General features: G+C 63.5%; 14 protein-coding genes. 9 read left to right on the forward strand and 5 right to left on the reverse strand.

What is annotated here, in order from left to right:
* Positions 1 to 358: 358 nt before the first annotated feature.
* Genes PQQ51_RS01130 through PQQ51_RS01140 form a run of 3 tightly spaced genes read left to right on the forward strand, consistent with a single transcriptional unit; the run spans position 359 to position 6,344 of the window.
* Positions 359 to 1,591 (forward strand): efflux RND transporter periplasmic adaptor subunit, encoded by a 1,233-nt coding sequence (locus PQQ51_RS01130; protein ID WP_408494057.1) that lies wholly within the window; start codon positions 359 to 361, stop codon positions 1,589 to 1,591.
* An 18-nt stretch (positions 1,592 to 1,609) separates the two neighbouring features.
* Positions 1,610 to 4,813, forward strand: a complete 3,204-nt coding sequence (locus PQQ51_RS01135; protein WP_408494059.1) for an efflux RND transporter permease subunit — start codon at positions 1,610 to 1,612, stop codon at positions 4,811 to 4,813.
* Position 4,814: 1 nt separating this feature from the next.
* Entirely contained in the window at positions 4,815 to 6,344 is a 1,530-nt protein-coding gene (locus PQQ51_RS01140; RefSeq protein ID WP_408494061.1) for an efflux transporter outer membrane subunit, read from the forward strand.
* A gap of 100 nt (positions 6,345 to 6,444) precedes the next feature.
* Here the strand turns inward: PQQ51_RS01140 and PQQ51_RS01145 are convergent, their stop codons facing one another.
* Positions 6,445 to 7,854: a nucleobase:cation symporter-2 family protein gene (locus PQQ51_RS01145; protein WP_408494063.1), complete on the reverse strand. Its 1,410-nt coding sequence runs from the start codon at positions 7,852 to 7,854 to the stop codon at positions 6,445 to 6,447.
* 434 nt (positions 7,855 to 8,288) lie between these two features.
* Between PQQ51_RS01145 and PQQ51_RS01150 the strand changes: the two genes are divergently transcribed.
* The 3 genes from PQQ51_RS01150 to fghA all read left to right on the forward strand — a co-directional run bounded on the left by PQQ51_RS01150 (position 8,289) and on the right by fghA (position 11,851).
* Positions 8,289 to 9,728 (forward strand): xylulokinase, encoded by a 1,440-nt coding sequence (locus PQQ51_RS01150; RefSeq protein WP_408494065.1) that lies wholly within the window; start codon positions 8,289 to 8,291, stop codon positions 9,726 to 9,728.
* A 140-nt stretch (positions 9,729 to 9,868) separates the two neighbouring features.
* A complete protein-coding gene (locus PQQ51_RS01155; protein ID WP_408494066.1) occupies positions 9,869 to 10,975 on the forward strand; it encodes an S-(hydroxymethyl)glutathione dehydrogenase/class III alcohol dehydrogenase in 1,107 nt (368 codons plus the stop codon).
* Between the two features lie 24 nt (positions 10,976 to 10,999).
* Complete coding sequence (gene fghA / locus PQQ51_RS01160) at positions 11,000 to 11,851, forward strand: S-formylglutathione hydrolase (RefSeq protein WP_408494067.1); 852 nt, start codon at positions 11,000 to 11,002, stop codon at positions 11,849 to 11,851.
* A gap of 74 nt (positions 11,852 to 11,925) precedes the next feature.
* Here the strand turns inward: fghA and PQQ51_RS01165 are convergent, their stop codons facing one another.
* The 4 genes from PQQ51_RS01165 to PQQ51_RS01180 are packed head-to-tail and all read right to left on the reverse strand — an operon-like array spanning position 11,926 to position 15,124.
* Complete coding sequence (locus tag PQQ51_RS01165) at positions 11,926 to 12,708, reverse strand: metal ABC transporter permease (RefSeq protein WP_408494069.1); 783 nt, start codon at positions 12,706 to 12,708, stop codon at positions 11,926 to 11,928.
* Positions 12,701 to 13,660 (reverse strand): ABC transporter ATP-binding protein, encoded by a 960-nt coding sequence (locus tag PQQ51_RS01170; RefSeq protein ID WP_408494071.1) that lies wholly within the window; start codon positions 13,658 to 13,660, stop codon positions 12,701 to 12,703. Before PQQ51_RS01170 ends, PQQ51_RS01165 begins: the two co-directional genes overlap by 8 nt.
* Positions 13,657 to 14,595: a metal ABC transporter solute-binding protein gene (locus PQQ51_RS01175; RefSeq protein ID WP_408494073.1), complete on the reverse strand. Its 939-nt coding sequence runs from the start codon at positions 14,593 to 14,595 to the stop codon at positions 13,657 to 13,659. Before PQQ51_RS01175 ends, PQQ51_RS01170 begins: the two co-directional genes overlap by 4 nt.
* Positions 14,596 to 14,635: 40 nt before the next feature.
* Entirely contained in the window at positions 14,636 to 15,124 is a 489-nt protein-coding gene (locus tag PQQ51_RS01180) for a Fur family transcriptional regulator (RefSeq protein WP_408494075.1), read from the reverse strand.
* 360 nt (positions 15,125 to 15,484) lie between these two features.
* Between PQQ51_RS01180 and PQQ51_RS01185 the strand changes: the two genes are divergently transcribed.
* From PQQ51_RS01185 to PQQ51_RS01195, 3 genes are all read left to right on the forward strand, one after another.
* Positions 15,485 to 16,267, forward strand: a complete 783-nt coding sequence (locus tag PQQ51_RS01185; RefSeq protein WP_408494077.1) for an L-iditol 2-dehydrogenase — start codon at positions 15,485 to 15,487, stop codon at positions 16,265 to 16,267.
* 101 nt (positions 16,268 to 16,368) lie between these two features.
* Positions 16,369 to 17,691: an ABC transporter substrate-binding protein gene (locus PQQ51_RS01190; protein WP_408494079.1), complete on the forward strand. Its 1,323-nt coding sequence runs from the start codon at positions 16,369 to 16,371 to the stop codon at positions 17,689 to 17,691.
* Positions 17,692 to 17,895: 204 nt separating this feature from the next.
* On the forward strand, positions 17,896 to 18,831 hold the full coding sequence (locus PQQ51_RS01195; protein ID WP_408494081.1) for a carbohydrate ABC transporter permease: 936 nt from the start codon (positions 17,896 to 17,898) through the stop codon (positions 18,829 to 18,831).
* The last annotated feature ends 32 nt before the right edge of the window (positions 18,832 to 18,863 follow it).

Here is an 18,863-nt window from a genome sequence, read left to right on the forward strand (position 1 = left end):
ACTACAGTTAAGCAAATTACGAACCAATCTTGCGAGCCCACCGCTAACAAGAGAAGAGATTGCACTTATACATGCATTCGTGAATGTATATATAATAGCATCCCACGATCGGATAGCCCAAGCCGTGACGACCGGTTAATATCCGTCACTGTTGCCTTTCAAAACGCTATTGCGCCGTGCCTCGATGGCGGCGTCGCGCGGCATTTCCCAGATATGGCGCATTGCGCTCAGGACGCCCTTCCGGTTCGGTGTGCGTTCATGGGCTTCCGGTCAGCGTCGCAAGACGCATGTGTGCGCTGTCGTCCTGCGGAAGGATGCGCGCACTTTTTCATTCTCAGTCTTAGACAGAGGTCGCTCCATGCGCGTCGAACGGGTTCCATTCCGCTTAATCAGTGCCGCGACGGCTGCCGTATTGCTGGCAGCGTGCGGACCAAAACAATCGGCCCCGCCGCAACAGACGCCCGAAGTGGGTGTCGTCACCATCCAGCCGCAGGCTGTGCCCGTCGTGACCGAGTTGCCGGGCCGCACCAGCGCCTTCCTCGTGGCGCAAGTGCGCGCGCGGGTCGACGGCATCGTGCTGCGTCGCGAATTCACCGAAGGCGGTCAGGTCAAGGCGGGTCAACGCCTGTACAAGATCGATCCGGCGCCGTACATCGCCACCTTGAACAATGCGAAGGCCACGCTCGCGAAGGCGCAGGCCAACCTCGCGTCGGTTACCGCGCAGGCCAACCGCTACAAGGTGCTGGTCGCGGCGAACGCGGTCAGCAAGCAGGACTACGACAACGCGGTGGCCGCACAAGGCCAGGCAGTGGCCGACGTCGCTGCCGGCAAGGCCGCGGTCGACACGGCGCAGATCAACCTCGGCTACACCGACGTGACCTCGCCGGTGACCGGCCAGATCGGCATCTCGCAAGTCACGCCGGGCGCTTACGTGCAGGCGAGCGCCGCCACGCTGATGTCGACGGTCCAGCAGCTCGACCCGGTCTACGTCGATCTGACGCAATCGAGCCTCGACGGTCTGAAGCTGCGCCGCGACGTGCAGGAAGGCCGTCTGAAGACGTCCGGCCCGGATGCCGCCAAGGTTTCGCTGATTCTCGAAGACGGCCGCACCTATTCGGAGAAGGGCAAGCTGCAGTTCACCGACGTGACGGTCGACCAGGGCACCGGTTCGGTCACGGTTCGCGCGGTCTTCAAGAACGCGGACAAGGTGCTGCTGCCGGGCATGTTCGTGCGCGCGAAGATCGAAGAGGGCGTCAACGAAAACGCGCTCGTCGTGCCGCAAGTGGGGATCACGCACGACCAGAAAGGTCAGCCGACCGCGCTGGTCGTCGGCAGCGACAACAAGGTCGTGTTGCGTCAGCTGACGACGTCTGGCACCTACGGTCCGAACTGGGTGGTCGAAAGCGGCCTGAAGCCCGGCGATCGCGTGATCGTCCAGGGCACCGAGAAGGCGCACCCGGGTCAGGAGGTCAAGACCGTCGCCGCGCAACTTCCCGCCACACCCGCTTCCGGCGCATCCGCTCAGGCTGCGCCGGCCGCCAGCGGTGCTGCGCAGACGGCACAACCTGCCTCCGCTGCATCGGGCGCGTAATAACAGGGAGCCCGCCTCATGGCAAAGTTCTTTATCGATCGCCCGATTTTTGCATGGGTGATCGCCATTATTCTGATGCTCGCGGGTATCGCGTCGGTGTTCACACTGCCGATCGCTCAATACCCGACGATCGCGCCGCCGGCCGTGCAGATCAGCGCAACGTACCCGGGCGCATCGGCGAAGACGGTGGAAAACACTGTCACGCAGGTGATCGAGCAGCAGATGAGTGGTCTCGACCACTTGCTGTATCTGTCGTCGACTTCTGACGACTCGGGTACGGCAACCATCACGCTGACGTTCGCGGCCGGCACCAATCCTGACATTGCGCAGGTGCAGGTGCAGAACAAGTTGCAACTGGCCACGCCGCTGCTGCCGCAAGCCGTGCAGCAACTCGGGACGAAGGTCACCAAATCGAGCAGCAGCTTCCTGCTCGTGATGGCGTTCAACTCCGAAGACGGCAGCATGAACAAGTACGACCTGGCGAACTACGTCGCGTCGAACGTCGAAGATCCGATCAGCCGGATCGACGGCGTGGGTACGGTGACGCTGTTCGGCTCGCAGTACGCGATGCGGATCTGGCTGGACGCGAACAAGCTGACCAACTTCGGCCTCACGCCGGTGGATGTGCAGACTGCGTTGACGAACCAGAACGTGCAGGTTGCGGGCGGTTCGCTCGGCGGTACGCCGTCGGTGCCGGGTCAGGTGCTGCAGGCCACCATCACGGAAGCCACGCTGTTGAACACGCCTGAACAGTTCGGCAACGTGCTGCTGAAGGTGAATCAGGACGGTTCGCGCGTTCGTATCAAGGACGTCGGGCGCGTCGAGCTGGGCGGCGAAAACTACAACTTCGACACCAAGTACAACGGTCAGCCGACCGCGGGCTTCGGTATTCAGCTCGCCACCGGCGCGAACGCACTGGCTACGGCCAAGGCGGTGCGCGCGAAGGTCGACGAACTGTCGAAGTACTTCCCGCACGGCCTCGTTGTGAAGTACCCGTACGACACCACACCGTTCGTGCGCCTGTCGATCGAAGAAGTGGTCAAGACGCTGCTCGAAGGTATCGTGCTGGTGTTCCTGGTCATGTACCTGTTCCTGCAGAACCTGCGCGCCACGCTGATCCCGACGATCGCCGTGCCGGTGGTGCTGCTGGGCACGTTCGCGATCATGGGTCTGGTGGGCTTCTCGATCAACACGCTGTCCATGTTCGGGCTCGTGCTGGCGATCGGCTTGCTGGTGGACGATGCGATCGTGGTGGTGGAAAACGTCGAGCGGGTGATGCAGGAGGAGGGCTTGTCGCCTCGAGACGCGACCCGCAAGGCGATGGACCAGATCACTGGCGCGCTGGTCGGCGTGGCGCTCGTGCTGTCGGCGGTGTTCGTGCCGGTGGCGTTCTCGGGCGGTTCGGTCGGCGCGATCTACCGGCAGTTTTCGCTCACGATCGTGGCGGCGATGGTGCTCTCCGTGCTGGTCGCGTTGATTCTGACGCCGGCATTGTGCGCGACGATCCTGAAGCCGATCGAGAAGAATCACGCGGAAAAAACCACTGGCTTCTTCGGCTGGTTCAACCGTACCTTCAACAAGAGCCGCGACAAGTATCACTCGGGCGTGCACCACGTGATCAAGCGCTCGGGCCGCTGGCTGATCATCTATATGGTGGTGATTTTCGCGGTCGGTCTGCTGTTCGTGAAGTTGCCGAAGTCGTTCCTGCCTGACGAAGACCAGGGCACGATGTTCGTGCTGGTGCAGACGCCGTCGGGCTCGACGCAGGAAACCACGGCACGTGCGCTGAAAGACGTCTCCGACTACCTGCTCAACGGCGAGAAGTCGATCGTCGAATCGACCTTTACCGTGAACGGCTTCAGCTTTGCCGGCCGCGGCCAGAACGCGGGTCTCGTGTTCGTGCGGATGAAGGACTATGCGGAACGTCAGCACTCGGACCAGAAGGTTCAGGCGCTGGTGGGCCGTCTGTTCATGCACTTCGCCGGCTACAAGGGCGCGCTGGTGTATCCGGTGAATCCGCCGTCGATTCCTGAACTCGGCACGGCCGCGGGCTTCGACTTCGAATTGCAGGATCGCGCGGGCATCGGTCACGAGAAGCTGATGGAAGCACGCAACATGCTGCTCGGTATGGCGTCGAAAGATCCCACGCTGGCTCAGGTGCGTCCGAACGGGCTGAACGATACGCCGCAGTTCAAGGTGGACATCGACCACGAGAAGGCTTCGGCGCTCGGCGTGTCGCTGTCGGCGATCGACCAGACTTTCTCGATCGCGTGGGCGTCGCAGTACGTGAACAACTTCCTCGATACGGACGGCCGGATCAAGAAGGTGTACCTGCAAGGCGACGCACCGTTCCGCATGAACCCGGAAGATCTGAACGTCTGGTACGTGCGCAACGCGTCGGGTGGCATGGTGCCGTTCTCGTCGTTCGCAAGCGGCTCGTGGACCTACGGTTCGCCGAAGCTGGAGCGCTATAACGGTATTTCCGCAGTGGAAATCCAGGGCGCGGCGGCACCGGGCAAGTCGACCGGTCAGGCAATGACGGCCATGGAAGCGCTCGTCGCGAAGTTGCCGGCGGGTGTCGGCTACGAATGGACCGGCTTGTCGCTGCAGGAACGTCAGTCCGGTTCGCAGGCGCCGATTCTGTACGGCATCTCGATTCTCGTCGTGTTCCTGTGTCTCGCGGCGCTGTACGAAAGCTGGTCGATCCCATTCTCGGTGATCATGGTGGTGCCGCTCGGCGTGATCGGCGCACTGCTGGCCGCCACGCTGCGCGGTCTCGAGAACGACGTGTTCTTCCAGGTGGGTCTGTTGACCACGGTGGGGTTGTCGGCGAAGAACGCGATTCTGATCGTGGAGTTCGCCCGCGAGCTGCAGCAGGGTGAAGGAATGGGGCCGATCGAGGCCGCGCTGGAAGCGGCGCGTCTGCGGTTGCGTCCGATTCTGATGACCTCGCTCGCGTTCATTCTCGGCGTGATGCCGCTCGCGATCAGTAACGGCGCAGGCTCGGCGAGCCAGCACGCGATCGGTACCGGCGTGATCGGCGGGATGTTGACGGCGACCTTCCTCGCGATTTTCATGATTCCGATGTTCTTCGTCGTGATCCGCGCGAAGTTCGGCGGCGAGAAGGAAGACCCGGATGAGGCGCTCGCACACTACAACCAGCACCACCCGCATGATGGCGGCGGCGCGGCTGGCGAAGGCTCGGGCAAGGACGGACATTGAGATGCAAAAACACTCTTTGATAGCAGTGGCGGTCGCGCTGTTCGCCGCGGGTTGCACGATGGCGCCGAAGTACGAGCGTCCGACGCCGCCCGTGACGAGCACTTTCCCCGCCGGCGGCGTGTACGACACGCAGCCGGGCGCGAGCCAGCCGGACGCGGGCGCGGCGCGCACCGCGAATGGCCAGGCCGCGGCCGATATCGGCTGGCGTGATTTCTTCGTCGATCCGCGCTTGCAGCGGATCATCGAAATCTCGCTGAAGAACAACCGCGATCTGCGTGTGTCGGTGCTGAACATGCAGGCGTCGGCGGCGCAGTACCGGATCGTTCGCGCGGGGCTGTTGCCGACGCTCGACGCGGCCGCGTCGCAGAGCAAGCAGCGCACGCCGACCAATCTGTCGGTCGGCGGTCAGAACATCTCGAACACGTATTCGGTGGGCTTGAATGCGTCGTGGGAAATCGACTTCTTCGGGCGTATTCAGAGCCTGAAGGACCAGGCGTTGGCGCAGTACCTGGCCACCGCGCAGGCTCGCAAGGCTGCGGAAATCGCGCTGGTCTCGCAGGTCGCGAATCAGTATCTGACGGTGCTCGAGCTGGACGATCTTCTGAAGGTCACGCAGAACACGTTGAAGACCTCGCAGGAGTCGTATCGGATCGCGAAGCTGCAGTTCGACAACGGCACGGGTTCCGAACTCGATTTGCGTCAGTCGCAGACGGTGGTCGAGACGGCCAGCGCGAATCTGCAGTCGCAATTGCGTCTGCGGGCTCAGGCGGAAAACGCGCTGGTGTTGCTGGTCGGCGAGCCGTTGCCCGCCGATCTGCCGCCGGGTATGTCGCTGAGCGACGAAAATCTCCTCACGGACATTCCGGCTGGTTTGCCGTCCGATCTGCTGACGCGTCGTCCGGACATCATGGAGGCCGAGGAGAATCTGCTCGCGGCCAACGCGAATATCGGCGCGGCGCGCGCGGCGTTCTTCCCGAAGGTCTCGCTGACCGGCAGTTTCGGTACGCTGAGCCCGTCGCTCGGCGGTCTGTTCAAGCCGGGTTCGGCGGCGTGGAGCTTCGCGCCGTCGATCACGTTGCCGATCTTCGAAGGCGGTCAGAACCTGGCCAACCTCGATCTCGCCAACATCCAGAAGAAAGTCCAGATCGCCACGTATGAAAAGGCGATCCAGACGGCCTTCCGCGAAGTGGCGGACGGACTGGCGGCACGCGGCACGTACGATCAGCAGATCCAGGCGCTGGAGCGCGATACCTTCGCGGAACAACGCCGTCTGGACCTGTCGAATCTGCGTTATACGAACGGCGTCGACAGCTATTTGTCCGTGCTGACCGCGCAGACCGATCTGTATTCGTCGCAGTTGTCGTTGACGACCGCGCGCATGGAGCGGCTGCAGAACCTGGTGACGCTGTATCAGGCACTCGGCGGCGGCTGGATCGAGCGGAACGGCGAACAGCCGCGTCCGGCCGATGCACCGGTGGATTATGGTGCGGCAAGCGCGCCGGTTGCGGCTTCGGCGGCGACGGCGGGTTGAAGGTTTAACTTAAGTCCAACAAAAAACGCCACGGTATGCCGTGGCGTTTTTTATCTGCAGCATTCGCGCGCCCCAACGTTTCATTCACGCAGCGCGGACTTCAATGCAAATCCACCGCCCTCAGCATCTCGTCGCGTGGCGGCTCATTGCCGCCGCGTCCGTCGAAGTCATGGCCGGCTTTGCGAATCTCGCACTGCGCTTTCTTCTCGCTTTTCACGCCGTTGAAGATCAGGTTCAGCACCACCGCCGACACCGACGCCAGCAGAATCCCGCTATGCAGCAGCGGCGACAGCGCCGGCGGCAACTTCGAGAAAAAGTGTGGCGACACCACCGGCACCAGACCCATCCCGATACTCACTGCGACGATGAACAGGTTGTGCTGGTTCTTCACGAAGTCGACCTTGGCGAGCACTTTGATGCCGTTCGCCGCGACCATGCCGAACATCACGATGCCCGCACCGCCGAGCACGAAGGCCGGCACCGACGCGACCACCTGCGCCATCTTCGGAAACAGACCGAGCAGCACGAGGATCACGCCGCCCATCGCGCAGACGAAGCGGCTCTTCACACCGGTCACGCCGATCAACCCGACGTTCTGCGAGAACGAAGTATGCGGAAACGAGTTGAAGATGCCGCCGATCAGCGTGCCGAGACCGTCGACGCGCAGGCCGCGCACCAGCGTCTTCTGATCCACCGGACGGTCCACCATGTCGCCGACCGCGAGAAACATCCCGGTCGATTCGATGAAGGTGACGAACATCACGGTGACCATCGTCGCGATGGAGAGCGGATCGAAATGCGGCAAGCCGAAGTGGAACGGCATCACGAAGCCGACCCACGGCGCGTGCGTGATGCCGTCCATGTTGACGCGGCCGAGCGCCAGCGCGATCACGAAACCGGCGACGATGCCGAGCAGCACCGAGATATTCGCGACGAAGCCTTTGGCGAACTTGTTGATCAGCAGGATCAGCATCAGCACGACCAGCGACAGGCCCAGATAAACCGGATTGCCGTAGTCGGGGTTGCCGACGCCGCCGGCTGCCCAGTTGATGCCGACTTCCATCAGCGAAAGGCCGATCACCGAGATCACTACGCCGATCACCACCGGCGGGAAGAAGCGCAGCAATTTGCCGACCGCCGGCGCGAGCAGGATGCCGATCACGCCGGCCGCGATCGTCGAGCCGAAGATGTCGAGAATGCCGAGCGACGGATTGGTGCCGATCGCGACCATCGGACCGACGGCCGCGAACGTGCAGCCCATGATGACCGGCAGACGGATCCCGAAGATCCACAGACCGAGCGTCTGGATCAGCGTGGCGATCCCGCAGGAAAACAGGTCGGCGCTGATCAGGAACGCGATCTGGTCTTTCGGCAGTTTCAGCGCCGCGCCGACGATCAGCGGCACCGCGACCGCGCCCGCGTACATCACCAGAACGTGCTGAATGCCGAGCGTGAGCAACTGGCCCGCGGGCAGTCGCTCGTCGCACGGATGAACCGTGTTCGATTGCATATCGTCTGTCTCCACCATCTGTTTTGGAATGACTCCAAGGTATCGGGGACGAAAAAGTGCAACAAGACCGCTGGGGCCTATTCCGGCATTCCCGGTGACGATATGCGTGAAGCCCGTTTGAAAGGCAATAGAAATGCGTTGATCCCGCGAAACGCTGCAAACCCCTTTGCAGCGGCGCGGCGCGATCGCGTGCTGTGCGGCGTCGGTGGAGCCGATATGTGTGAGAATCGATGAGGTGTATCTCGCGCGACGCATAGTGCTGTTTTCATGCGGCCCGCGGCGTGGCGGGGTTAACCCGCGATCGGGCGGCCTCGCGCAGAAATACGCGTCGTTCGTGAAGCCACCCGGCCGCGGCGAAAAGCCCTCGTTTCGCGCGCCTTTCGTATGTCTGCACTTATGCTCATCTTCACGTCTACTTACACGTTTTCTCGCCCATGAGTTTTCTCGGCATCGACCTCGGAACAGGTTCCCTCAAAACTGCAATCGTCGACGAAGACGGCCGCGAACTGGCCGCAGCGAGCGTCGCGTATGCGCTCGACACGCCGCAGCCGGGCTGGGCGGAAACGTCGGTGCATACCTGGTGGAGCGCGCTATGCGAAGCGGCCGCGCGTTTGCCCGCCGATCTGCGGCGCGATGTGCAAGCGATCGGCTTCTCCGGACAGATGCACGGCGTCGTGCTGATCGATGCCGATGGCGAAGCCGTGCGTCCCGCGATGCTGTGGCCGGACACGCGTGCGCGGCATCTGCTCGATCAATGGCCCGAGCCGCAGCCGAATCCGGTTGCGCCTGGCATGGCCGGCCCGTTGCTGAGCTGGATCGTGCGCAATGAACCTGAGTCCGCGCGCCGAACGCGTTGGGCGCTGCAACCGAAAGACTGGTTGCGCGTGGCGCTCGGCGGCGCGATCGGCACCGATCCCTCCGATGCCTGCGCGACCGCGCTCGCCGATCCGGCCGGCGTGTGGGACCTCGCGTTGCTCGACCGGCTGCATCTGCCGCACGAGTGGTTTGCGCCGTTGGCGCCTTCGTATGCGGCAGGCGGCACGTTGTCGGAGAAAGCTGCGCTGGCGTTGGGTCTGCGTGCGGGCATCGTGCTCGCAACCGGCGGCGCCGATACGCCGTGCGCGGCGCTCGGCAGCGGACTTGCACAGACCGGCGACGCATTGCTCACCACCGGCACCGGCGGACAGATCGTCGTGCTCGCCGAAGAAGCGCCTGCCGCGGTGCGCGGGCTGCATCGCTATCGCGCGGTGAGCGATCACTGGTATCGAATGGCCGCGATGCAGAACGTGGGCGTCGCACTGGAACGGGTGCGTGGCTGGCTCGGGTATGAATGGGCCGATGCATATCGCGATGCATTCGATACCGGCGCCGACACCGGCCTCACGTTCCTGCCTTATCTGACCGGCGAACGCACACCGTGGCTGAACCCGGCCGCGCGTGGCGGCTGGCTCGGTCTCGCGCTCGACCACACGCGCGGCACGATGATGCGCGCCGCGTTCGAAGGCGTCGCGTTCTCGCTGCGTGCCGGGCTCGATGCGATTCGCGCGAGCGGTGCGAGCGTGACGGCATTGAAGCTGGCGGGTGGCGGTTCCGTCGATGCGCGCTGGCGGCAATTGCTCGCGGATGCACTGAACGTCGAGCTGCATGCGGTCGATTGTCCGAATGCGGCGGCGCGTGGTGCGGCGATCCTCGGTGGCCTCGCGAGCGGACATTGGCATGCGGGCGATCTGCCGAGTCTCGCGCCCGGTGCGACGCGCGTCGCGAGTCCGCAACGCGACGATGCGCTCGGCGAACCGCTTGCTGAACGCTATGCGCGCTTTCTCGACCTGTACGGCCGCGTCGAAAGCTGGTTCGACGAGACGTCGAGCCACTAGCGGCGCCGATGTCCGCTATGGACAATGCCGCGACGCACTTTGCCATACCATTACGTTTTTTTCGCGCTAAGGTCGATGTTCGGCGCAACCTCCGACACGCGGCGCGCATCAGCATTCACTGATACACAGGAGCATTCACGATGAAAACCAAAGCAGCCATTGCCTGGAAGGCCGGCGCCCCGTTGACGATCGAAGAAGTCGATCTGGAAGGCCCGCGCGCCGGTGAAGTCCTGATCGAAGTGAAGGCGACGGGCATCTGCCATACCGACTACTACACGCTGTCGGGCGCGGACCCGGAAGGCATCTTCCCGGCGATTCTCGGCCACGAAGGCGCGGGCGTGATCGTCGATACCGGTCCGGGTGTCGGCACGCTCAAAAAGGGCGACCACGTGATTCCGCTCTACACGCCGGAATGCCGTCAGTGCAAATTCTGTCTGTCGCGCAAGACCAATCTTTGTCAGGCGATCCGCTCGACGCAAGGCAAGGGCTTAATGCCTGATGCCACGTCGCGTTTTTCGCTCGACGGCAAGCCGCTGTTTCACTACATGGGCACGTCCACGTTTTCGAACTACATCGTCGTGCCGGAAATCGCGGTCGCGAAAGTGCGTGAAGATGCGCCGTTCGACAAGATCTGCTACATCGGCTGCGGCGTGACGACCGGCGTCGGTGCGGTCGTGTACTCGGCGAAGGTCGAGGCGGGCGCGAATGTCGTCGTGTTCGGGCTCGGCGGCATCGGACTGAACGTGATTCAAGGCGCGAAGATGGTAGGGGCTGACAGGATCATCGGCGTCGACATCAACCCGGGCCGTATCGAACTTGCGAAGAAATTCGGCATGACCCACTTCATCAACCCGAACGAAGTCGAGAACGTGGTCGATCACATCGTGCAACTCACCGACGGCGGCGCGGACTACTCGTTCGAATGCATCGGCAACACCAAGGTGATGCGTCAGGCGCTCGAATGCACGCATAAGGGTTGGGGGCAGTCGTTCATCATCGGCGTGGCGGCGGCGGGCGAGGAGATCAGCACGCGTCCGTTCCAGCTGGTGACGGGCCGCGAGTGGAAAGGCTCGGCGTTCGGCGGCGCACGCGGGCGCACCGACGTGCCGAAGATCGTCGACTGGTACATGGAAGGCAAGATCAACATCGACGATCTGATCACGCATCGTCTGCCGCTCGAGCGCATCAACGAAGGCTTCGATCTGATGAAGAAGGGCGAGTCGATCCGCTCGGTCGTGCTGTACTAATGCGGGATTGAAAGGAGCATGACGATGCTTGAACTCCTGTCGTCGCATGCCTGTCATGGCGGCGAGCAGCGCTTCTACACGCACGATTCGCAGACCGTCGGGCTGCCGATGCGCTTCTCGGTGTACCTGCCGCCGCAGGCCTTGCAGGCCGGTGCGAACGTGCCCGCGTTGTTCTACCTGTCGGGGCTGACTTGCACCGAAGAAACGTTTCCGATCAAGGCGGGCGCGCAGCGCTTCGCCGCGCAGCATGGGATCGCGCTGATCTCACCCGACACCAGTCCGCGCGGCGCGGGCGTGCCGGGCGAAAGCGCGGCGTGGGACTTCGGTGTGGGCGCGGGTTTTTACGTCGACGCGACTCAAGCGCCCTGGTCGAAGCATTACCGCATGTACTCTTATGTGCGCGACGAGCTGCGTGAAACGGTGCTGGCCAGTTTGCCCGTCGACGGCGCGCGGCTCGGTATTTTCGGCCATTCGATGGGTGGCCACGGCGCGTTGATGCTGGCGCTGCGTAACCCGGAGATCTATCGGTCGGTGTCGGCGTTCGCGCCGATTGCGGCGCCGGCGCGTTGTCCGTGGGGCGTGAAGGCGTTCAGCGGCTATCTCGGCGAAGACCGTGAAGCGTGGAAGCAATACGACGCGAGCGAGCTGGTCGCGCACGCGTCGCGCAAATTCGCGGAAGGGATTCTGGTCGATCAGGGGCTAGCGGATCAGTTTCTTGCCGAGCAGTTGAACCCCGATGTGTTCGAAGCGACCTGCCAGACGGCGGGGCAGCCGCTTACGTTGCGTCGTCATGAAGGCTACGACCACGGTTATTACTTCATCTCGAGTTTCATCGAGGATCATCTCGCGCATCACGCGAAGGTGTTGCTCGGTTGATGCGCGGATAGTCAGTGCGGCGGCGGTGGCGGTGGCGGCAAATCGTGCCGCTGCCGTTTCTTCCCCCGCACACGTTAGCGCCGCTTCAACAGACTCCCGCCATACACCAGCGCCGACAACACCGTGATCCAGAAGCTCGTCGGCCAGTCGGTATAGAACGCCAGCGTCAACCCCAGCCACGCCTGCACCAGCGCGAACACCGCGGCAAGCACGAGACCGGTGGAGAGCCGCGTCGTGACGTTTTGCGCGGCGGCGGCCGGACCGACCATCAGTGTGAACACCAGCAGCACGCCGACGATCTGCGTGCACGCTGCAACCGCCAGCGCGGTAATCGCCAGAAACAGCACCGACACCAGCCGCAACGACACGCCCTTGGCTTCCGCGAGTTCCGGCTGTAGCGAAGCGAACAGCAACGGCCGCATGATCGCCGCCAGCGCGACGAGACTGACGATGCCCAGCACCGCCAGCACGCCGAGCGTAGACGCATTCACGCCGAGCACGTTGCCGAACAGCAGCGCGGTGACCTGCGTCGCGTACGCGGTGAAAAAATGCAGAAACAGCAAACCGAAACCGAGCGACAGCGACAGGATCACGCCGATCGCCACATCGCGTCCGGCGAGCCGCTCGCCTAGCGCGCCCATACCGACGCCCGCCGCCAGCGTGAAGCCGATCATCCCCCAGATCGGCGAGATGCCGATCAGCACCGCGCCGGTCGCGCCGGTGAAGCCGACGTGCGACAGCGCGTGGCCCGCGAAGGTCTGGCCGCGCATCACGAGGAAGTAACCGACCACACCCGCCAGCACCGCGACGATCCCCGACGCGGCGAACGCGTTCACCATGAAATCGTATTCAAACATCGTGCGTGTGTCCGTCGCGTGTGTCGTGAGGGTGGGAGTGGCCGTGCGTGTGGCCGTGATCGTGAGAATGCGCGTGGCCGTGCGTGTGGCCGCCGTTCTCGTCGTGTTCGTGCTCGTGGTCGTGTTTTTCCACTTCGACGTCGCCCGACATCACGAAGATGCGGCCGTTCACGCGCATCACGTCGATCGGCGAGCCGTAGAGACGCGACAGCACCGGCCGCGTGATCACTTCATCGACGGTACCGAGCGCGGCCACGCCGCTGCCGAGGTACAGCACGCGATCGAGCGAGTTCAGCAGCGGATTCAGTTCATGTGCGGAGAACAGCACGGCGATGCCGAGTTCCTGCTGCACGCGCCGCACCAGTTCGACCACGCTCTTCTGATGATGCGGATCGAGGCTGATCAACGGTTCGTCGAGCAGCAGCAGTTGGGGATTGCCGAGCAGGCATTGCGCGAGCAGCAGGCGCTGCCGCTCGCCGCCCGACAGTTCCGACAAAGGCCGCTCGGCCAGCTTGCGGCCGCCGACCAGATCGAGCACGCGTTCGACGTCCGCGCGCGTGGTGCCGTCGGCGTGCGGCAGACCCCAGCGATGACCGTCGGCGGCCATCGCGACGAAATCGCGGCCGCGCACGCGGCGTCCGGCGAGCGCGCTGCGCGTTTGCGGCATGTAGCCGATCGACGCGTTGCCGCGTTCCACCGGCTGCCCCAGCACGCGGATCGCGCCGTTCGTCGCCGGTACCAGGCCGAGCACGGCGCGCATCAGCGTCGTCTTGCCCGCGCCGTTCGGCCCGAGCACGCCGATGAACTCGCCCTGATTGACGACAAAACCGGCGTCGCGCAGGATCGCGCGGCCGCCGAGTTCGAGCGTCACGTGCTCGAGTTCGAGCACGGGCGCGCTGCCCGGCGGATTGCCGGGCGGGTTGGCTGGCGTGCTGCGGCCAGTTTCATTCATTGAGTTTTTCCTTTGCCCGCACCGCTCGCGCCCAGCGCCTTATCGAGCGCGTCGAGCTGCGTCAGCATCCACGTCTGATAGGTCTTGCCGGCCGGTTCGGTTTCGGTGACGCTCATCGTCGGCACCTTCGATTGCTGCGCGAGCTTCAACATGCGTTTGGTCAGGGCCTCGGTTGCCTGGCTGTTATAGATCAGAACGCGCACCTGTTTCTCGCGCAGGTCGCGTTCGAACGCGGCGATATCCGTCGCGCTTGCTTCCGTATCGTTCATCGTCGCCAACTGGAAGCGCAGATTGCGCATCGAGAGGCCCACCGCGTCCGACATATAGCCGAACACCGGCTCGGTTGCCGTAACCGGCAGGCCGGCGTAGCGGCCGTGCAGGTCGGCGACCCGGGCGTCGATCGGCTTCAGCGAATCGAGAAACTTCGCGAGGTTCGCATCGTACGCCGACTTGTGCGCCGGGTCAGCCGCGACGAGCGCCGCGCTCACCGCGCGCGCCACTTTCGGCATCGTCGCCGGGTCGTACCAGAGGTGCGGATTATCGCCGCTTTTCTTGCCGGTCAGGTCGGCGGCCACGATCGTCGCGCGGTTCGTGCCCTTGGAGGCGGCCAGCAGCTTGGCCATCCACGGATCGTAGTCGGCGCCGTTGTAGACCACGATGTTCGCATGCTGCAACGCGCGCGCCGTCTTCGGGCTTGCTTCGAACAGATGCGGGTCCTGATCCGGGTTGCTGAGAATGCTGGTCACGTCGACACGGTCGCCGCCGAGTTGCTGCACTACGTCGCCGTAGAAGTTTTCCGCGGCCACCACCGGGATTTTCGCATCCGCGGCAAACGCGCCGTGAGCGAGCGTCAACGCGGTGGCCCCCGCCGCGACGTACTTCGACAGCTTCAGCGCGTGACGCGCCCCGTTCAACATCGTGCCGATTTTCTTCATTTTCGTTCCTGCTGCGTGAGAGTTGAATGAACCACAAACGTTAGGGATGACCTGCTTCAGTGTTCATGCGCGACGCCGCGCGGGCGCAGCGCGCGCACAGGCCGGTCAGTTCGACCACTTGCCGATGCACCTCGAAACCGTGCGCCGGTCCGCTATGCGACAACTGCTCGGCGAGCTCGCCGCCGGGGATCTCGAGCGTCGCGCCGCAGCCGTCGCAGATCAGAAACTGGCTGCGATGCGGAATGCCGATTTCGCAACAGGCCACGAACGCATTCTTCGACTCGATCCGATGCACGAAGCCGTGAGCGAGCAGAAAGTCGAGCGCGCGATAGACGGTGGTGGGCGGCACCCGTCCGCGCTGCGGCTCGAGTGCGTCCAGCAGTTCATAGGCGCCGATCGCCCGCTCACTGGCGAGAATTGCCGCATACACCTGGCGACGCAGCGGCGTCAGTGCGAGCCCATGTAGCGCGGCGTGCGCCTCGGCATGCGCGAGACGCAGCGCGTGATGTTCTGCGAGCGAAACAGCCATCGGCGGGATTCCCCAATGAGTTGACGAAGCTGGGGACGAACCAGCACACACGCGCAAAGCCGCATCGAAGCGAACAAGCCCTCCAGCGGCGCGCGGTCGAAATGATATAACGTATCTCAAATATTTGTCACCGCCTTATCTAAAAAGCGAATCGATCGATATCGCTATCTCGTATTAGTGTTGACCCGGAGCCCGCCACGCCCAGCCTGGCTCCTGCCGCGCTGCACCATCGAAATCTGTTCGCGCGCCTTGACATGACCGGGTGCGTATCCGATCATTCGATCACAAACAGAGCAATTGTTCGCGCGATGGGCGTTCGCTCACCGCGCCATAGAAAGCGAAACGAACCGGAGACAGGCAGTGGCGGGTCGATTGCAAGACAAGGTGGCAATTCTCACGGGCGCGGCAAGCGGAATCGGCGAGGCGGTAGCGCAGCGATATCTGAACGAGGGCGCGCGCGTCGCGCTGGTCGACGTGAAGCCGGCCGACAGTTTCGGCGGCGCGTTGCTCGCCGAATACGGCGAGCGCGTGCTGACCATCGGCGCCGACGTCACGCGCCGCGACGACATCGAACGCATCGTCGCCGGCACGCTGGCGCGGTTCGGCCGGATCGATATCCTGTTCAACAATGCGGCGCTGTTCGACATGCGCCCGATCCTCGACGAATCGTGGGACGTGTTCGACCGCCTGTTCGCGGTCAACGTGAAGGGCATGTTCTTCCTGATGCAAGCCGTCGCGCGGCAGATGGTCGAGCAGGGCGAAGGCGGCAAGATCATCAATATGTCGTCGCAGGCCGGGCGGCGCGGCGAGGCGCTGGTGTCGCACTACTGCGCGACCAAGGCGGCGGTGCTCAGCTACACGCAGTCCGCGGCGCTCGCACTCGCGCCGCACAAGATCAATGTGAACGGTATTGCGCCGGGCGTCGTCGATACGCCGATGTGGAAGGATGTCGACGCGCTCTTCGCCCGTTACGAAAACCGTCCGCTCGGCGAGAAGAAGCGCCTGGTGGGCGAAGCGGTGCCGCTCGGCCGCATGGGTGTGCCGGACGATCTGACCGGCGCGGCCCTGTTTCTTGCGTCGGCGGATGCCGACTACATCACTGCGCAAACCCTGAATGTCGACGGCGGCAACTGGATGAGTTGAATGGGCTCATTGAACGTGTCGCCGAGCCTGTCATCGAATCCACCTGGACCCACGGTAGAACAAACGCAGTACTACATAACGTACGAGAAAGGAGACAACACATGAAACCAGTCCTCAAATCCGCGTTGAAGGCGGTCAGCGCCGGCGCTGTTGCCTGCTTTGCGCTGAACGCGTCGGCGGCCACGGTGACGATCGCGACGTTGAACAACCCGGACATGATCGAGCTGAAGAAGCTGTCGCCGGCCTTCGAAAAAGCGAATCCGGACATCAAGCTGAACTGGGTGATTCTCGAAGAAAACGTGCTGCGTCAGCGCGCCACCACCGACATCACGACCGGCAGCGGCCAGTTCGACGTGATGACGATCGGTGCATACGAAACGCCGCAATGGGGCAAGCGCGGCTGGCTCACGCCGCTCACCAACCTGCCCGCCGAATACGACCTCAACGACGTGGTGAAGACGGCCCGCGACGGCCTCTCCAGCGGCGGTCAGCTGTACGCGCTGCCGTTCTACGTCGAAAGCTCGATGACGTATTACCGCAAGGACCTGTTCGCGGCGAAGGGTCTGAAGATGCCCGACCAGCCGACCTACGACCAGATCGCGCAATTCGCCGACAAGCTCACCGACAAGGCCAACGGCATCTACGGCATCTGTCTGCGAGGCAAGGCGGGCTGGGGCGAGAACATGGCGTACGGCACGACGGTGGTGAACACCTTCGGCGGCCGCTGGTTCGACGAGAAGTGGCAGGCGCAGCTCACGTCGCCGGAATGGAAGAAGGCGATCGGCTTCTATGTGAACCTGCTGCAGAAGTACGGGCCGCCGGGAGCGAGTTCGAACGGCTTCAACGAAAACCTCACGCTGATGTCGTCGGGCAAGTGCGGGATGTGGATCGACGCGACGGTTGCGGCCGGCATGCTCTACAACAAGCAGCAATCGCAGATCGCGGACAAGGTCGGCTTCGCAGCCGCGCCGATCGCCGTGACGCCGAAGGGTTCGCACTGGCTGTGGGCGTGGGCGCTGGCGATTCCGAAGTCGTCGAAGCAGGCCGACTCGGCGAAGAAGTTCATAACGTGGGCGACTTCGAAGCAGTACATCGAACTCGTCGCGAAGGATGAAGGCTGGGCCTCGGTGCCGCCGGGAACCCGTCAATCCACGTATGCGCGTCCTGAGTACAAGCAGGCTGCACCGTTCGGCGACTTCGTGCTGAAGGCGATCGAAACGGCGGACCCGGATCATCCGACGCTCAAGCCAGTGCCGTACACCGGTGTGCAGTTCGTCGGGATTCCTGAGTTCCAGTCGTTCGGCACCGTGGTCGGTCAGAGCATCTCCGGTGCGATTGCCGGTCAGATGACGGTCGATCAGGCGCTGGCAGCGGGTCAAGCCACGGCGAACCGTGCCGTGCAACAGGCCGGCTACCAGAAGTAACCTGTCTGGATAAGCCGTACTGCAAGTACTGTGACGTAACGTGAAACGCGCCGGCTGACGCCCGTCAGCCGGCTCACGCAGCACAGCGGGTCGTGCCGGCGTGGCCGCGCAAGCGGTCGCGTCGCCGGCAACGGCAGCAGCCACTGCAGCGACAGCCGCAGTGGCGAACGCCGCGTCCCGCGCATTACGAACAGGTGGTCAATCATGCGTCCTCTACGCCTGCCCCTCATGCATGCCCATCCCCAGACCGAGAAAGAACGCGAAGTCCGCAAAGCCAATTCCGCCCGCTGGCTAGTCTCGCCATCGGTCGCCGTACTGGTGCTGTGGATGGCGATCCCACTCGCGATGACGATCTGGTTTTCGTTCTCGCGCTACAACCTGTTGAACCCGGACCTCAAAGGTTTCGCCGGTTTCGACAACTACAAATACCTCGCCACCGATCCGTCGTTCGGCCCATCGATCGGACACACGCTCCAGTTGATCATCTCGGTGCTGGTGATCACGGTGGTCGGCGGCGTGCTGATGGCGATTCTGTTCGACCGCAAGTTCTACGGCCAGGGCGTCGCGCGGCTGCTTGCGATCGCGCCGTTCTTCGTGATGCCGACCGTCAGCGCGCTGATCTGGAAGAACATGATCCTGCATCCGGTGTATGGCCTGATCGCGAGCGGTATGCGCGCGATGGGCATGCAACCGATCGACTGGTTCGCCGACTATCCGCTCACGGCGGTGATCATGATCGTCGCGTGGCAATGGTTGCCGTTCGCGTTCCTGATTCTGTTCACCGCGATCCAGTCGCTCGATCAGGAGCAGAAGGAAGCGGCGCGCATCGACGGCGCGGGTCCGTTCTCGATGTTCTTCTACATCACGCTGCCTCACCTGAAGCGGGCGATCGCGGTGGTGGTGATGATGGAGACGATTTTCCTGCTGTCGATCTTCGCCGAAATCTATACGACGACCGGCGGCGGTCCGGGCACCGCGACCACCAATCTGTCGTACCTGATCTATTCGCTGGGCCTGCAACAGTTCGACGTCGGTCTCGCTTCGGCGGGCGGCATTCTGGCTGTCGTCCTGGCCAACATCGTGTCGTTCTTCCTCGTGCGGATGCTCGCGAAGAACCTGAAAGGGGAGTACGAAAAATGAGCCACGTTGCGTCTACTCCGGCGTCGGGCACG

Origin of the sequence: Paraburkholderia xenovorans, from assembly GCF_046030735.1 — a bacterium.
Classification (GTDB): Bacteria; Pseudomonadota; Gammaproteobacteria; order Burkholderiales; family Burkholderiaceae; genus Paraburkholderia; species Paraburkholderia xenovorans_A.

Bases quoted from the DNA above. Each gene is read 5' to 3' on its own strand.
- PQQ51_RS01170 (WP_408494071.1), bottom strand. From the start codon at position 13,660: ATGAATGAAACTGGCCGCAGCACGCCAGCCAACCCGCCCGGCAATCCG.
- PQQ51_RS01135 (WP_408494059.1), top strand. From the start codon at position 1,610: ATGGCAAAGTTCTTTATCGATCGCCCGATTTTTGCATGGGTGATCGCC.
- PQQ51_RS01130 (WP_408494057.1), top strand. From the start codon at position 359: ATGCGCGTCGAACGGGTTCCATTCCGCTTAATCAGTGCCGCGACGGCT.
- PQQ51_RS01155 (WP_408494066.1), top strand. From the start codon at position 9,869: ATGAAAACCAAAGCAGCCATTGCCTGGAAGGCCGGCGCCCCGTTGACG.
- PQQ51_RS01140 (WP_408494061.1), top strand. From the start codon at position 4,815: ATGCAAAAACACTCTTTGATAGCAGTGGCGGTCGCGCTGTTCGCCGCG.
- PQQ51_RS01150 (WP_408494065.1), top strand. From the start codon at position 8,289: ATGAGTTTTCTCGGCATCGACCTCGGAACAGGTTCCCTCAAAACTGCA.
- PQQ51_RS01195 (WP_408494081.1), top strand. From the start codon at position 17,896: ATGCGTCCTCTACGCCTGCCCCTCATGCATGCCCATCCCCAGACCGAG.
- PQQ51_RS01190 (WP_408494079.1), top strand. From the start codon at position 16,369: ATGAAACCAGTCCTCAAATCCGCGTTGAAGGCGGTCAGCGCCGGCGCT.
- PQQ51_RS01145 (WP_408494063.1), bottom strand. From the start codon at position 7,854: ATGCAATCGAACACGGTTCATCCGTGCGACGAGCGACTGCCCGCGGGC.
- fghA (WP_408494067.1), top strand. From the start codon at position 11,000: ATGCTTGAACTCCTGTCGTCGCATGCCTGTCATGGCGGCGAGCAGCGC.
- PQQ51_RS01165 (WP_408494069.1), bottom strand. From the start codon at position 12,708: ATGTTTGAATACGATTTCATGGTGAACGCGTTCGCCGCGTCGGGGATC.
- PQQ51_RS01175 (WP_408494073.1), bottom strand. From the start codon at position 14,595: ATGAAGAAAATCGGCACGATGTTGAACGGGGCGCGTCACGCGCTGAAG.
- PQQ51_RS01180 (WP_408494075.1), bottom strand. From the start codon at position 15,124: ATGGCTGTTTCGCTCGCAGAACATCACGCGCTGCGTCTCGCGCATGCC.